Origin of the sequence: Aureibaculum luteum, from assembly GCF_003449015.1 — a bacterium.
GTDB lineage: Bacteria > Bacteroidota > Bacteroidia > Flavobacteriales > Flavobacteriaceae > Aureibaculum > Aureibaculum luteum.
The window spans coordinates 160214-175864 of sequence record NZ_QRGD01000001.1 but is presented as its reverse complement, the minus strand read 5'-3'; the positions used below and the strand labels follow the sequence as shown (position 1 = coordinate 175864).

Annotated in this window: 13 protein-coding genes; 7 read left to right on the top strand and 6 right to left on the bottom strand. The window is 30.2% G+C overall.

Annotated features, from left to right (window positions below; all coding sequences use genetic code 11):
- The first annotated feature begins 3 nt into the window (after positions 1 to 3).
- Positions 4 to 1488, top strand: coding sequence for a SusD/RagB family nutrient-binding outer membrane lipoprotein (locus D3P13_RS00900; protein WP_117879419.1), 1485 nt, complete (start codon positions 4 to 6; stop codon positions 1486 to 1488).
- A 66-nt stretch (positions 1489 to 1554) separates the two neighbouring features.
- Here D3P13_RS00900 and D3P13_RS00895 read toward each other — a convergent pair whose 3' ends face one another.
- Complete coding sequence (locus D3P13_RS00895) at positions 1555 to 3072, bottom strand: TrkH family potassium uptake protein (protein ID WP_117879418.1); 1518 nt, start codon at positions 3070 to 3072, stop codon at positions 1555 to 1557.
- Between the two features lie 18 nt (positions 3073 to 3090).
- A complete protein-coding gene (gene trkA / locus D3P13_RS00890) occupies positions 3091 to 4440 on the bottom strand; it encodes a Trk system potassium transporter TrkA (RefSeq protein WP_117879417.1) in 1350 nt (449 codons plus the stop codon).
- Between the two features lie 253 nt (positions 4441 to 4693).
- Between trkA and radC the strand changes: the two genes are divergently transcribed.
- The 3 genes from radC (at position 4694) to D3P13_RS00875 (ending at position 7686) form a co-directional block, all read left to right on the top strand.
- On the top strand, positions 4694 to 5392 hold the full coding sequence (gene radC, locus D3P13_RS00885) for a RadC family protein (RefSeq protein ID WP_117879416.1): 699 nt from the start codon (positions 4694 to 4696) through the stop codon (positions 5390 to 5392).
- An 88-nt stretch (positions 5393 to 5480) separates the two neighbouring features.
- Entirely contained in the window at positions 5481 to 6791 is a 1311-nt protein-coding gene (locus D3P13_RS00880) for a polysaccharide deacetylase family protein (RefSeq protein ID WP_117879415.1), read from the top strand.
- Between the two features lie 10 nt (positions 6792 to 6801).
- On the top strand, positions 6802 to 7686 hold the full coding sequence (locus tag D3P13_RS00875; protein WP_117879414.1) for a peptidoglycan bridge formation glycyltransferase FemA/FemB family protein: 885 nt from the start codon (positions 6802 to 6804) through the stop codon (positions 7684 to 7686).
- On the opposite strand, the gene D3P13_RS00870 is transcribed toward D3P13_RS00875, so the two are convergent.
- The 3 genes from D3P13_RS00870 to D3P13_RS00860 form a co-directional block, all read right to left on the bottom strand.
- Positions 7678 to 8952 (bottom strand): oligosaccharide flippase family protein, encoded by a 1275-nt coding sequence (locus D3P13_RS00870; protein WP_117879413.1) that lies wholly within the window; start codon positions 8950 to 8952, stop codon positions 7678 to 7680. The two genes, D3P13_RS00875 and D3P13_RS00870, sit on opposite strands and share 9 nt — an antisense overlap.
- Positions 8949 to 10079 carry a glycosyltransferase family 4 protein gene (locus tag D3P13_RS00865; RefSeq protein WP_117879412.1) on the bottom strand — a complete coding sequence of 377 codons (1131 nt, stop codon included), beginning with the start codon at positions 10077 to 10079 and terminating at the stop codon, positions 8949 to 8951. Before D3P13_RS00865 ends, D3P13_RS00870 begins: the two co-directional genes overlap by 4 nt.
- A gap of 278 nt (positions 10080 to 10357) precedes the next feature.
- A complete protein-coding gene (locus D3P13_RS00860) occupies positions 10358 to 11614 on the bottom strand; it encodes a lipopolysaccharide biosynthesis protein (RefSeq protein ID WP_157972793.1) in 1257 nt (418 codons plus the stop codon).
- A gap of 78 nt (positions 11615 to 11692) precedes the next feature.
- Here D3P13_RS00860 and D3P13_RS00855 point away from each other — a divergent pair, with 78 nt between their 5' ends.
- Both D3P13_RS00855 and D3P13_RS00850 read left to right on the top strand, forming a co-directional pair.
- Entirely contained in the window at positions 11693 to 12373 is a 681-nt protein-coding gene (locus D3P13_RS00855; RefSeq protein WP_117879410.1) for a YjjG family noncanonical pyrimidine nucleotidase, read from the top strand.
- A 191-nt stretch (positions 12374 to 12564) separates the two neighbouring features.
- On the top strand, positions 12565 to 13494 hold the full coding sequence (locus D3P13_RS00850) for a hypothetical protein (protein WP_117879409.1): 930 nt from the start codon (positions 12565 to 12567) through the stop codon (positions 13492 to 13494).
- Between the two features lie 80 nt (positions 13495 to 13574).
- On the opposite strand, the gene D3P13_RS00845 is transcribed toward D3P13_RS00850, so the two are convergent.
- Positions 13575 to 14849, bottom strand: a complete 1275-nt coding sequence (locus D3P13_RS00845) for a replication-associated recombination protein A (RefSeq protein ID WP_117879408.1) — start codon at positions 14847 to 14849, stop codon at positions 13575 to 13577.
- Positions 14850 to 14977: 128 nt separating this feature from the next.
- Between D3P13_RS00845 and D3P13_RS00840 the strand changes: the two genes are divergently transcribed.
- Positions 14978 to 15637, top strand: coding sequence for a rhomboid family intramembrane serine protease (locus D3P13_RS00840; RefSeq protein ID WP_117879407.1), 660 nt, complete (start codon positions 14978 to 14980; stop codon positions 15635 to 15637).
- The last annotated feature ends 14 nt before the right edge of the window (positions 15638 to 15651 follow it).

Here is a 15651-nt window from a genome sequence, read left to right as displayed (position 1 = left end):
GAAATGAATAACAAAATAAAAAACATAATATTGGTTCTTGGTATTTCTTTTATTTACAGCTCTTGTGAAACTGTAGATTTTGGAGATGTAAATAACAATCCTAACGGGCCAACAGCGGCGGTAACTTCACAGTTACTTACGCAAGCACAGAAACGCGTAGGTGGTTTTGATGACAATGATGGTAATTCCATAAATGGTATAGCTACAAACATGCAAGGAATACTCTTCACGCAACAGTTGACTGAAGGGCAATATCCAGGAGATTCTAGATATGCAACTTTAACGAGAAGCTACAATGCTTTCTTTACGGGTGCGATACAAAATTTGAATCGAATTATAGAACTTAATGAAGATGAGGCTACAATAGCTACTGCTGCTCAATTTGGTGATAACAACAACCAAATTGCCACTGCAAAGATTTTAAGAGGTTATATTTTACATTATATGACAGACAAATGGGGAGGGTTACCTTATACCGATGGTTTTCAGGGTATTGATCAACCTCAACCTGCATTTGATACTCAAGAAGAAATATATAACATCATATTTGCAGATTTGGAGTCAGCAATGAGTGTTATTGATCCTACTAAAACAGGCCCCCAAGGTGATGTTATGTTTAGCGGAGACATGAACAAATGGTGGTTATTTGCCAATTCGTTAAAAATGACAATGGCACTAAGAATTTCTGATGTTAGTCCTGCATTAGCTAAATCTAAATTTGAAGAAGTAATTGCATCTGGTGTTTATATAATTACGAATGCTCAAAATTTAGAATATACGTATGGAACTACTGATGTAGATGATAGCCTATGGCATGACAGGTGGAAAGAAAGAGAAGATTATATATTATCAGTAACGATGATGGAAACGTTAAGATCAAATCTTGATCCTAGGTTATTTAAGTTTGCTGAACCTGCTACTTCTGGAACAGCTTCTAACCCAATGTTTCCTAATAATACAGATGCAAAATATGTAGGTGCTCCAAATGGAACAGTAAATGGTAATGTATCAGATTATTCTTTCCCAACGGCAACTATAATTTATGATGAAGATTATCCTACACCACTTTATACAGCCGCTCAAATGAAATTAGCTATGGCGGAAGCTGCAGTAAAAGGATGGAATGTTGGTGGAACTGCTGCTACTGTTTTATATGAAGAAGGTATTGCTGCTTCTATGGATTACTGGGGTGTAGATGCTGCTGATAAAACTGCTTATATAGCAGCACATCCTTGGACAAGCATGAATGACATCGCTTATCAAAAATGGATAGCATTATATTTAAACGGTTGGGAAGCATGGGCTGAGTGGAGAAGATTTGACTACCCTGTTTTAGTTCCTTCAACAAATGCTGGTGATCCTAGAATTCCTGTTAGAGATTCTTATGATTCTTCGGTACAAGATAATAACCCTACAAATTATACTGCAATTATTACTGCTCAAGGAGCCGATGACAACCACACTAAATTATGGTGGGATGTAAATTAATAATTGATTGAAAGATAGTATTCAAACAAAAATCCATCTTATTAATTTAAGATGGATTTTTTTTATTTAGAACTTCCCTGTTTTCCAAAAGTAAGGGGTAAATAGTATTAAAACGGTAAATAACTCGAGTCTACCTAATAACATTAAAAAGGCAGACCACCATTTACCTAAACTTGGTAAACTATCATAATTGTTTACCGGGCTTAATTGACCAAATGCAGGTCCAACATTACCTAGAGAAGAAGCAGAACCACCAATAGCACTTATAAAATCAAGACCAAGTAATCCAAAGACAAGAGAGCCTAAGGCAAATACTATTAAGTAGAGGATAACAAAAGCCATAATGTTAAATACAATATCTTGAGAAACTGTTTTACCATTATACCAAACGGGTATAATCGCACTTGGATGCATTGATCGTTTAAATTCTAAAATACCGTTTTTTATCATTATAATATGACGAACAAATTTAATACCACCAGATGTTGAACCAGCCGAAGCACCAAAAAACATTAGGATAAAAAACAATATGGTTAAAAAATGAGTCCAAACGGTAAAATCAGCTGAAACAAATCCTGTAGTAGTTATAACACTGGCTACTTGAAAGAAAGCATGTCTAAAGGCACTTTCTAATCTGCCATAAACCATAGGATGATCTATTAACTGTGTCTCCGTTGCAAGATTAGATACATCTGCTCTAAAATAAATAATTAACGCTACAATAACACTAATTCCTATAATATTAAGAATATAGGCTCTAAACTCTTCATCTTTAAAAACATTACTTAATTTTCCTCTGAAAGCAAAATAAGTTAATACAAAATTTGTACCTGCAATGATCATGAAAATGGTTATGATATAGTGTATTATTGGTTTGTCATTCCAAAAAGCAACGCTCGCATTTTTTGTTGAAAATCCACCAGTAGAAAGTGTACTCATAGCATGGTTTGCAGCATCGAAAACACTCATTCCAGCTAGTTTTAAAAATACAGCTTCCGCTACTGTAAGGCCTAAATAAATTAAATACAATCTTTTAGCAGTGTCTGTAATACGTGGATGTAATTTATCTGCAGAAGGCCCTGGAGCTTCTGCAGCAAAAAGTTGCATACCACCAATTCCTAATAAAGGTAAAACGGCAATGGTTAAAACGATAATACCCATACCGCCAATCCAATGTGTTGTACTACGCCAAAAGAGTATACCCTGTGGCATACTTTCAATATCATTTAAAATGGAGGCTCCTGTTGTGGTATAGCCTGACATAGTTTCAAAAAAAGCATTGGTAAATGAAGGTATTGCTTCAGAGAACAGATAGGGTAAAGAACCTGATAAAGACATAAAAACCCAACCAAGGGTAACAATAATGTAGCCCTCTTGCTTATTAATTCTTTTTTTAAAATTTTTGGTTGTAAACCTTGAAATTAACCCTGCCAATATGGTGATGATGCCTGCAAAAAAGATTCCTTCAGTAGCACCATCTTTGTAATAGAAACTTACACCTGCTGATATGAGCATAAAAAGACCATTAAAAATGAGGAGAAACCCCATCATTTGAAAAATGATTTTTATGTTTAAATTTTTCATTTATATTATAATGTGATCTTAGGCGAAAAACTTTTCAACCTTTTTAAGTGTATCTGATAAACAGCTAACAACTACTTTATCATTCGTTCTAATTCTAAAGTCACCTAAAGCTATGACTCCTTTCCCATCTCTAATAACACCACCAATGGTAGCTTCTCTAGGCAAGTTTAAATCTCTAATGTCTTTAGTTGTGATTTTAGATCCTTCTCTAACTTGAAATTCTAAGATTTCAACATCTAAATTATTTAAGGTAGCAATTTCTAAAACATCTCCTTTTCTAACATGTTTAAAAATTGAATTTGCTGCTAATAATTTTTTATTGATAATACTATGAATTCCGATGGAATGAGAAAGTTTAGAATAATCTACAATTTCAGCTAATGCAATCGTTTTTTTAACACCCTTTGATTTTGCAATTAAGCAGGCCATAATATTTGCTTCAGAGCTTGTTGTAGCTCCAATGAAAACATCCATGCTTTCTATACTTTCCTCATCTAATAGTTCAATATCTCTACCATCACCATGTATAACCAAGGCATTTGGTAACCTATCAGCCAATTCTAATGCTCTTGTTTTGTTTTTTTCTATAATTTTGACATTTAGGTGTTTGTTGCATAGTTGTTTGGCTACTCTTCTGCCTACAGAACTACCACCCAATATCATTATGTTTTTTACCGGCTCTCTTGTTTTTCCAGTTAATTTATATAATTCATTAACACCTTCTTTTACCGTAATAAAAAAAGCAAGGTCACCACTTTTAAACACAGTATCACCTCTGGGGATAATACTATTACTAGAATTATTAGTCTGTATTGCAATGGGCATAAAATGAATTTCTGGAAAAGTAGCTGCGGCCTCTTTTACAGACATTCCTACAAATGGTGCCGATTTGGATAATATAATACCTAATAAGCTCAATTGACCATCTTCAAATTCATGCATATGGTTAAATGCAGCCTGATTCAGAAGCATTTTAATTTCTTTGGTAGCTAATTCTTCTGTAGAAATTAATTCATCAATACCATATTCTGAAAAATTGATTTCATTTTTATTATCTATGAATTCTGAATTACGAACTCTCGCAATGGTTTGCTTAGCACCCAGTCTTTTAGCTAAAAAGCATATTGTAATGTTAACAGTTTCATTTGAAGTTACTGCTATTACCAAATCTGTATGTTTTACATCAGCTTGTTTTAAAACTCGTATTGATGTGGCATTACCTTTCATTACTTTTATATCTAAACGTAAATCAGCATAGTGCAATCGTTCCGATTTTTCATCGATAAGTGTAATGTCGTGAGCTTCAAAAGAGAGTAGCTTGGCTAAATGAAAACCTACTTCACCAGCACCAGCAATAATTATTCTCATAAATAATTTTAAATTTGAAAGTATATACAAAAGTATTGTTTTTTCTAATACTTATTTGAACTTTTTAAATTTTAGTAGAAAATGAGTGCTATTGACTTCAATAGTTGTGTTTTAGAAGCATAAGGACATAAAATTTGATAAGTAAGATCCTTTTTTATACTTTAAGTAACTACTTAATGCATAGAAAGATAATTATTTATTAAATTGAACAAATTCTAGTAAAAGAATAATTTCATAAATAGGAGTAGTAAGCATGGACGATCAAAATAAACCAACTTCAATTAAAGGTTGGAAGGAAGATGACAGACCAAGAGAAAAATTAATAATTAAGGGTAAAGACTCTTTATCTGATGCAGAGTTGGTTGCTATATTAATTGGATCTGGAAATAGACAAGAAAGTGCTGTAGATTTGTCAAAGCGAATTTTAGCGAATGTAAATAATAATCTAAGCGAATTGGGTAAACTGTCTGTTAACGATCTAATGCAATTTAAAGGAATAGGAGAAGCTAAAGCTATCACGATAATTACTGCCTTAGAACTTGGTCGAAGACGAAGATTAGAAGAGGCTTTAATAAAACCAAAAATATCTAGTAGTAAGGCGGTTTTTGAAATTATGCAACCCATAATTGGCGAATTATTACATGAAGAATTTTGGTTACTCTATTTAAACAATTCTAATAAAATTATTTACAAAAACAAATTAAGTAGCGGTGGTATAACCGGCACTTTAGTAGATGTTAGAATGTTATTTAAAAAAGCATTAGAGCTTTCATCCGTTGCCATTATTCTCAGTCATAACCATCCGTCAGGAAATTTAAAACCTAGTAAAGCAGATATTGATTTGACAAAAAAAATACAAGAAGCAGGTAAAACTTTAGATATAAAAGTATTAGACCATTTAATAATAACTGAAAAAGATTACTTTAGCTTTGCAGATGGTAATTTGATGTAGTTTTTACATCATAACTATTAGTTTGTTATACTATGAATAGTCATACGAAGACTGCAACTGCCTGTCGAAAACTGAACATGAAAAAATAATGCTACTAGTATATTCCAATAAAATAACGCCTAGGTTAACCTATACTTTCAAACACTTTTTTACAAGGATTTTAAAAATTCAAGTTGATTTTACATCAAAAGTAGAAGATTTTATTGCCCATGAAGGATATAAATTATCCTATGGTAAACAACCCTTTGGGAATGAAATATTTATTAGAAGTACTGATCTTCTGTTTGAGCAAGGTATTAATGATATTGAAATTAAAATGGGCGAATGGGATGGCGTTCAGTGTTTTTTTCAAACACGACAAGAGGCTTCCGTGCCATTTGACATATTTGCAGCTACCTTTTATTTAGTGAGTAGATATGAAGAATATTTACCGCATCTTAGAGATGAACATGAACGTTATCCAGCAGAAGATAGCCTAGCATTTAAGCATCAATTTTTACATAAACCTTTAATTGATATTTGGGCATATAAATTTAAGCAAATATTGAAAGAAAAGTACCCATCAAGTATATTAAAACAAAGAGAATTCAAATTTATATCAACTATAGATGTTGATATTGCGTACTGTTTTAAACATAAAGGTTTGGTAAGAACAGTGGCTGGATATTTTAAAGATTTATCAAAATTGAGGCTTTTTGATTTATGGTATAGGTCGTTGGTTATTTTAGGCTTTAAACAAGACCCTTTCGATACTTTTGATGACCTAATTAGTTTACAAAAACAATATAATATCAGAACTATATTTTTCTTTTCTGTGGGTGGATATACCACTTTCGATAAAAATACATCTTCAAGAAATGCTAGTTATCAATCATTAATTAAATCTGTAGCCGATTATGCTGAAGTTGGGTTACATCCATCGTACTTTACTTCAAAAGACGAAAGTAAATTACAGAAAGAAAAATTGCGATTAGAATCTATTGTAAACAGACCTATTGAGAAATCGAGACAACATTATCTGCGTTTAGATTTACCAGAAACGTATCAAAATTTGGTAAATTTAGAAGTAAAGGAAGATTATACTATGGGGTATGCTTCTCATTTCGGTTTTAGGGCGAGCACATGCACGCCGTTTTATTTCTATGATTTAGAATTTGAAATTCAAACGCCATTAAAAGTTTTTCCTTTTGCGGTTATGGATGGTACTTTAAAAGATTATTTAAATCTTCCAAATAAAAAGTCTTTTGAAGTAATTATTGACTTAGCCAATCAAGTTAAAAAAGTGGATGGTACTTTTATTACGCTTTTTCATAACGAAACATTGGGTAATAGATACAGATGGAGACGATGGCGTAAAATTTACATAGATATGTTTAAAAAGTTAACACCATCAGCCTAAAACATTTTTTATGATTCGGTATTTAACTAGGAGTCAAATTGATCTGTTAAAGTATGATCATTGTATTTTAGAATCAATGAGTAGCCGTGTTTATGGCTTTAGTTGGTATCTAGATGCCGTTTGTGATACTTGGGATGCATTGGTTTTAAATGATTACAACGCTGTTATGCCGTTGCCAAGACGTGTAAAATACGGAATTAATTACATTTACCAAGCTCCATGGATACAACAATTAGGGCTTTTTTCGGACAAAAAAATAGAATCGAAATTATTTGAAGATTTTATTCAAAAGATACCGAAGAAATTCAAATTGATTGACATGATGCTCAACACCACCAATCATTTTTCTATAAAGCATATAGAGCCTAGAGACAATTTTGTGCTACCTCTAGAAAATAATAGTTATCAGGTATTACTTAAAGGCTATTCAAAAGGTCGGAAAAGCAGTGTGAAGCAAGCCCAAAAGTTTGGTTTAAAAATAAAAAAGACGACTTCGACAAATGCAATTATTGAGCTGTTTAGAGAAAATAAAGGAGAAGATTTACAAAAATCTGCACAAGATTACTTAGCACTGCAACGATTAGTTAATCAAGGCCAACTCTTGGGGAAAATACTCATTTATGAAGTTTTTAATTCAAATGACAAACTGCTTGGAGGGGCTATGTTTTTAAAAGATGAACATAGAATTACAAATTTATTTTCAGCATTAAATAATTTAGGAAGAGAAAAACAAGCCATGTCCTTTTTAATTGATTTTATGATTAAACGATATGCGGGTGAGCCATTTGTTTTAGATTTTGAAGGCTCTATGATTACTGAAATTGCATCCTTTTATAAAAGTTTTGGTGCAATAAAAGAAATCTATTTTCAGTATAAAAAATGGCAATTAATCTAATTTCTGATGTACTAGAAACTTTTTATACAACTTATAAAAAGCAAAACAAGAAATAATTCCTGTTATCCACATTAACAATGTAGAGGTTAAAGCAGCTCCAAAAATACCATAGTTGGGAATTAAATAATAATTAAGAATTACATTTAAAACAATAGCTGATATAGCGATATAGTAGTTGATATTGGCTTTACCAATGATTGAAAGAAGATTACCATATAGGCCTCTTAAAATTAAAATACCAATGGCTCCCAGTATTAAAACTAAAAAGGAGGCTTTATAATTTATAAATTCAGTACCGAAAAAAAGTAATAAGTCTTCGGCAAATAACCAAGAGGAAAACCCAATGCAAATACTTATAAATGCAAATAAAAACATGTAATTTTTAATATATTTTTTAATGTAATTTTTGTTGTAAATGTTTTCTGTTAAATTAACAAAATCAGTTGTAATAAATACTTGTGAGATAAATAGTAAGCTCAGAGGAATAAGAGAAATATATTTATAAACAGTAACCATTTCTGAATTTTTTAATAAATACCCAATCAAGATAATATCTATTGCGGTTAAAAATTTTGTTGCAACATTTGAAAGGCTTGCAAAAAAGCCATATTTCCAAAAGCCAAAATTTATAATATCTGGTTTTACTTTTATTTTAAAGTCAATGTTTAATTTCTTGATAAATAGTACGGAAGTTAATAATGGGGCTATAACCAAAGCAATGGTATAACCCAACTCTTTGTAAGTATAACTTAAAATAGTCACTAAAATTATGAGTAAAATATTATAACTAACTTCAACAAATGCGAATGTTTTATTTTGATGTTTAAGTCTATACTGAACTTTTACAATTTCTAAAAGGAAAAATGTAGGCATTGCAAATGATAAAATAATAAGGTAATTAATACCATTTAGAAAATAACTTTTAAAGAGTAAACTGATTAAAATAATTATTAATACTAATACAATTGAAGATATTAATCCTTTATTTAAAACATATTTAAAGATTTGATTTTTAGTGGTATCAGATGTTGATAATGACCCATATCTTATTAAACTTTGATGAAGCCCTAATCCACTAATTGGTATTATGAATGAAATTAAGGTAAACGCATATATGACTACCCCTAAGTCTTTATGGTCTATAAGCTGTAAAGCAATCCAAGAAGTAAAGAAAGATAATATTCTAGCTAAAATGGTAGCATAAAAAATACTCATACCATTCCTGTTTCTAAAACCTGATAGTAAATCTTTTAATCCGTCTATCATTTATTAATTCTTAATAATGCTTGTTTGTATAAACTTGTAAATTTATCACAAAGAACCGGAGGGGAAAATTTTGATTCTATATATTTATGCATAATTAATGCATTTTCAGTAGTACTTTTTTTTCTAAAACTTAAGATACTGTTTAATAATTCTTTTTCTTCATTTTTTGAAATAAGTGTTCCAAAATTCTCAGGGAAATGCTCAGAAATCCCACCAACATTTGTTGATATAACTGGTAATCCACAAGCAAAAGCTTCTAAAATTACACAAGGAAGATTTTCGTAATTACTAAATTGAATGAGTAAATCAGCTTTATGCATATATTCCGGAATCTCAGAATGCTTTATTTGACTTATGAGAATTACGTTAGATGCTATATTTAGTTCCTTTATAATTGGTTTATACCTAAAAGAGTTTTCTCCAATTAAATAAAATTTAAAGTTTGAATTTTCTTCTTTTAATTTAGACATTACTCTTAATTGACCAGAAATGTTTTTGTGCTTGTCTCCCATATGCGAGATGTGCAATAATGTAAATGTATTATTTTTTGTGTTTAGTGGCCTAAAAATATTCGTATTAACTACATTAGGTATCGTTGTATAATTACCTTTTAATCCTTTTTTTTGCATCATTAACCCTAAATGATCACTAACAGGACAAATATAGGATGCGTTTTTTGCTATTGATTTAGAAAAAAAAATTTCAACCCTTCCTATTTTATGAGTGAGATAACCTGTCCAGTGCTCGGATACTATGAAGGGCTTTTTTTTAAATAATTTTAGATATACAGCAATGAGTCCAATGGGATAAATTCTATTAACATGTACAAGTTGATATGGTTTAATTAATTTAAAAATTTGTTTATAGGCTTTATAAAATAAGTATCCTTTTAAAATTTTATTTTGAGTTGGTTTTACATAACCAATTATAGTAGTAACGCCATTAATTTGTTTTTTTTCAATTTCTAAATTATTATTGATATTGTCATCGGTAATAACATGTATAGAAGTTACTTTGTTTTTTATAGCGACTGCTTCTGCATGTCTCTGTATAAAATCACCGTTAAAGGGCATTACCCTAGAAGGATACCATCCATTTAAAAATAAAATATGTAACTTTTTTTCCAATTAGATAAGTTTATTCAAAGATGAAAATTTAAAAAATAGCATAATTGTGTCTAATACTATTAAATGAGCTTCATATATGTAAAACACGTTTTTTAGATTTGGATAATACATATGGGACTTTGAAATTAATTCAGCCCGAACTTTTAAAGTTATAACGTTCCGTAGTTAATTGCAAATAATTTGAATATCATTTTTGTAATTATTATCTGATTTCGCAATTAGTTAAATTGATTTTTCATCTGACAACGATAAAATCTATTCTTTGCCTGAAATAAATATTAGACCTCTTTTTTATACGTTTTAAGTAACGATAAAAAATAAATTAATAAAATAATATAACTTAGTCCACCAACAATAGAGAAAATAAGAACGGTATAAACGATATTGTTATAGAGCTGACCAACGTAAATGGCTATAAAATTAATAAAAGCCAAGGTAATATTAAAAATCAATCCTATATGCATTTTATTAATAATTACTATTAATGAGCTAATAGGAGAAAAGGCTACTTGACCAAGTACAAAGAAAGAGAGGATGACAATATAAATACTTAAATTTTCCCAATCCTTATCAAAAAATAATTCTAATAAATAAATACCAATGGTGTTAATTACTAATAGAATGGCTAACATGATTAAAATATTTGTTAGGGCTACTTTTTTTGTAAAATCATAAAGTTTGTATTTGGCATGGTTGAAAAAATCTGATGCTTTCTGAAAATAAACTTGAGAAATAGAAGAAGAAATAATAAATAGAGGTACGGATACTACTTTTAAGCCTAACGCATAAACTCCAGATTCCGCAGCAGAAAAGTAAGCCAGTATTAATATGGGTAGAATGTAATTGGCAACACCATTAATCAATCCTGAAGGATACGCAAAACGAATAATGTTTTTATGATACTTAATAGTGTTTTTAAATAGTTTTAAATCGGGCTTTTTAATAATATTTTTCGAAATAAAAATGTAAAAAATAAAAAGTACAAGTACAGCACCTGTATATCCATAAATAAGTCCATTTACGCTGTAGTAAAATAATACAAATTGAAATAAAACGGTACAGATTGCCATTAAAACTCTAGCATTTGCTATATTTTTAAACCATGATTTTCTTGTAGCGTAAGATTCCAATAATTTCGCATTCGATAAAAATATTGAGGTAATACTACTCAATAATAATATGATATAAATAATTCCATGCTTAAAAAAAAAATCTTCAAATAGTGCGAAAAGAAATAAATGTATAGCACTAACTATTAAAACAATAATCAATATGGCATTGACCATATTATTACTCTTTTCTTCTGATTTATCAGTAATTATAACATATTCTAATTTTAAACTATTTACAATAGTTAAAATACTTACGAAACTTAAAAAAACACTATAGGCTCCGTAAAACTCAGGGGCATATATTTTTGCTAAAAACAAAGCACCAATTACATTAATTAATTGAGCTAATAAAGTGCCACTAAAAAGTGTTGCAATGTTTTTTTGAAATGGAGTTGTAAATATTAATTTAAGATTAAATTTCACTATAAACTTATGTTTGAGATTAAAGACAACTTCTAAAGTTGTAATTTTACCATCAAACATAATCATTTATCTTCCTTAATGTCAATAAAACATATTTTTTTCGATTTGGACCATACATTATGGGATTTTGAAACCAATTCAGCTCAAGCTTTTGAATTTATATTCAAGGAGAATGGAATAGGAGTGAATATAGATGAATTTTTAATTCATTATAAACCTATAAATTTAAAGTATTGGAAGCTTTATCGTGAAGATCGAGTGAGTAAGAAACTTTTAAGATATAAACGGTTAAAAGAAACATTTGATTTATTGTCATATCGAATTTCTGACCCTAAAATAGATCTTTTAAGTAAAGTGTATATCGATAATTTATCAAATTATAATACCCTTTTTGATGGTGCGGTTGATATATTGAATTATTTATCGCCAAAATATGGGTTGCATATTATAACGAATGGATTTGATGAAGTTCAGACTAAAAAAATGAATACCTCTGGTATACTAGAATTCTTTGATAAAGTAATTACCTCCGAGAGCGTGGGCGTCAAAAAGCCTAACCCCAAAATTTTTCATCATGCTATGCAGTTAGCGAAAGCTACTATTAACGATAGTGTAATGATTGGCGATAATTTTGAGGCTGATATTTTAGGAGCAAAGGCCGTAGGTATGAAAACAATACATTTTAAAGAAAAGCATAACACAGAAACAGATGGTGTTATTAATATAACCGGCCTTTTAGAAATAAAACAATATCTTTAGAATTATAACTTTATATGGAATTAGTTTAATTGTTCCTATTACTTATTGAGAAAATTTAATTGTTATTCTGCCATAGATAATATTCTTGAATTTCGTAATTTATAAAGAGCTACTAAAATGTCTTTTAGTTTAGGGATGAATTTAATTTTTGACTAAAATTATTCTTATCTTTATCAACTAAAATTTATATTATGAAATTGAAATCGTTGTTCATTATTATTACAATATTTATATCTAATACAGTTATAGGACAATCATTAGATGACTATAAGTATGTAATTATTCCTGCAAAATATGATTTTCAAAAAACGGATGATCAATATCAATTAAATTCCTTAACTAAATTTCTATTTGAAAAGGAAGGGTTTAAAACGCAGTTTGATAACTTAGAAATCCCATTGGAAATATCAAAAAATCCTTGTGACGTTTTAACTGCTCGTGTTAATAATACTTCTAACATGTTTACTACAAAATTGGTTATCGAATTAATAAATTGTAAAAATCAAAAAGTACTTATTACTGGAGAGGGGATAAGCAAAGAAAAGGAATACAAGAAAGGATATCAAGAGGCATTACGAAAAGCATTTGAATTTGTAACAGCACAAAATTACAATAAAGTAAACGCTGATAATACCCAATCAGCAATTGCAAAAAGTACTGTTCAAGACGCTAAAAATGCTGTAAGGAAAGCTGCTGCAGAAGCTGCAGCTGTCGTAGAAGAAGCAGTACAAGAAGTTGAAATTATAGAAACTGCAGAAGTTGAAATACCAGAAGAAATTCAAATTGCTGAAGTAGAAGAAGAAATTGTTGAAGTTGAAGAGACAATTGTAAAATCAACAAGTACATCTAGTATTATTAACAATTTTAAAGATTTAAACCAAAAAGGAGTCCTTTTAGGCCTGCCAACCGCAAAGAAACTTTATGCTCAAGAAAATAGAATGGGTTATAACCTAGTGGATAGCGATCCTAAAATTGTTTTTCAATTGTTAAAATCTGAAAAAGAAGATGTTTATTATATAAAAGATAGATCTGGTATTTTCTTTAAAGAAGGTCAAAAATGGTATGCTGAATTTTATCATGGAGGACACCGTTTTAAGCAAGAGTTTGAAGTAAAATGGTAATCTTAATAAAGGGGTAGTACCAGTACCTTTGTTTGATAATATGCATTTAGAATTTGATGGTTTTTTGATTAACAGAAAGGTTAATAGTTGTATTTATCCTTCCAGCGTTTTTTTAGAAATTCTCTAAAGTTATTTTCTCTACTATTATTTCCAGGTTGGTATAATGTTGTGTTTTTGATTTCGTCGGGTAAAAATTCTTGATTGATAAAATTATCATCATAGTTATGTGCATATTGATAATTCTTACCATAATCTAAATCTTTCATTAATTTTGTTGGAGCATTTCTTAAATGTAAGGGCACAGATAAATCACCAGTTTGTTGCACCAACTGCTGGGCGTTACCAATAGCCATATATGAAGCGTTACTTTTTGGAGAATTAGCTAGATACACCGCACATTGGCTTAGAATAATTCTGGATTCTGGATTACCGATTACCGAAACAGCTTGGAACGTTGAAGTAGCCAACATTAGGGCATTTGGGTTGGCATTACCAATATCTTCTGATGCTAAAATAACTAATCTTCTGGCAATGAATTTGCCATCTTCACCACCTTCAATCATACGTGCTAACCAATAAACCGCACCATTGGGATCACTACCACGGATAGATTTAATAAATGCCGATATGATGTCATAATGCTGTTCTCCAGTTTTATCGTAACGTACCGTATTATTTTGAACTTTTTCTAAAACCTTTTCATTAGTAATAACAATAGGTTCATCTTCTGCATTTACAATTAACTCAAAAATATTAAGTAGTTTTCTAGCGTCACCACCAGAGAGTTGCAACAAAGCATCCGTTTCTTTTAATTCTATTTTCTTTTTAGAAATAATACTATCCTCAGCTATAGCTCTTTTCAAAAGAGCTATTAAATCAATTTTGTCAAAAGAATTTAATATATAAACTTGACAGCGAGAGAGTAGGGCAGGTATCACTTCAAAACTAGGGTTTTCAGTAGTGGCTCCAATTAAGGTAACCCAACCTTTTTCAACGGCTCCTAATAAAGAATCTTGCTGTGATTTGCTAAACCGATGTATTTCATCAATAAATAAAATAGGATTTTTAGTTGTAAATAATCCGCCACTCTGTTTCGCCTTTTCAATTACTTCTCTAACATCTTTAACTCCAGAATTAATAGCACTTAGTGTGTAAAAAGGACGCTTAGATTCTACAGCAATAATATTTGCCAACGTGGTTTTACCAATACCAGGAGGTCCCCATAAGATGAGTGACGGAATGACACCTCTTTTGATATGAGCCGTTAAAGCTCCTTTTTCACCAACCAAATGTTGTTGACTAATATAATCGTCTAAGGTTTTTGGTCGTATACGTTCTGCTAGTGGTGCATCCATAATGCAAAAATAAAGAAAACATAGTTGGTTTAATTTTAATTGAAAGAAATATTTGATATTAAGATACGTAATTCATGACAATATGTGCATATTTATAAAATTGGGTATATTTTTGTAATAACCCAATTATGAATTTACAAGAAGAACATAAACAATTTAAATTTTCACCAATGGTTATTGCAATACCATTGTATTTTGTTTTGTTTCTATGGGTTGTGTTTTGGGTAGAAGGTAATTATAATTTGTATTTAACAAAGTACGGATTGTACCCTAAAACGTTAAAAGGATTACGAGGCATTGCGTTTTCTCCTTTTATTCATAGTGGAGTCAAACACTTGTTTAATAATTCTATTCCACTTTTTATTTTAATGAGTGCTTTATTTTATTTTTATAGAAATATTGCATTTAAAGTGCTTATTTATGGAGTCCTTTTAAGTGGTCTGTTAACATGGTTAATTGCAAGACCTGCGTATCATATAGGAGCTAGTGGAGTGGTTTATTTACTGTTTAGTTTTATACTATTTAGTGGAATGATTCGTAAGTATTATCGTTTAATAGCGGTATCTTTAGTTGTAATTTTTCTCTATGGAAGCATGATATGGTATATTCTGCCCATTAAAGAAGGTGTTTCTTGGGAAGGTCATTTATCAGGATTTTTAATAGGAATAATGTTAGCTGTCATCTATAGGAAACATGGCCCTCAACCTGAAAAGTACTATTGGGAAGATGAAAACTTTGATGAAAACGAAGGCTTTCTAATGTATGATGAACATAACGAAGAAGAATAAATCAGCCTTCAGTT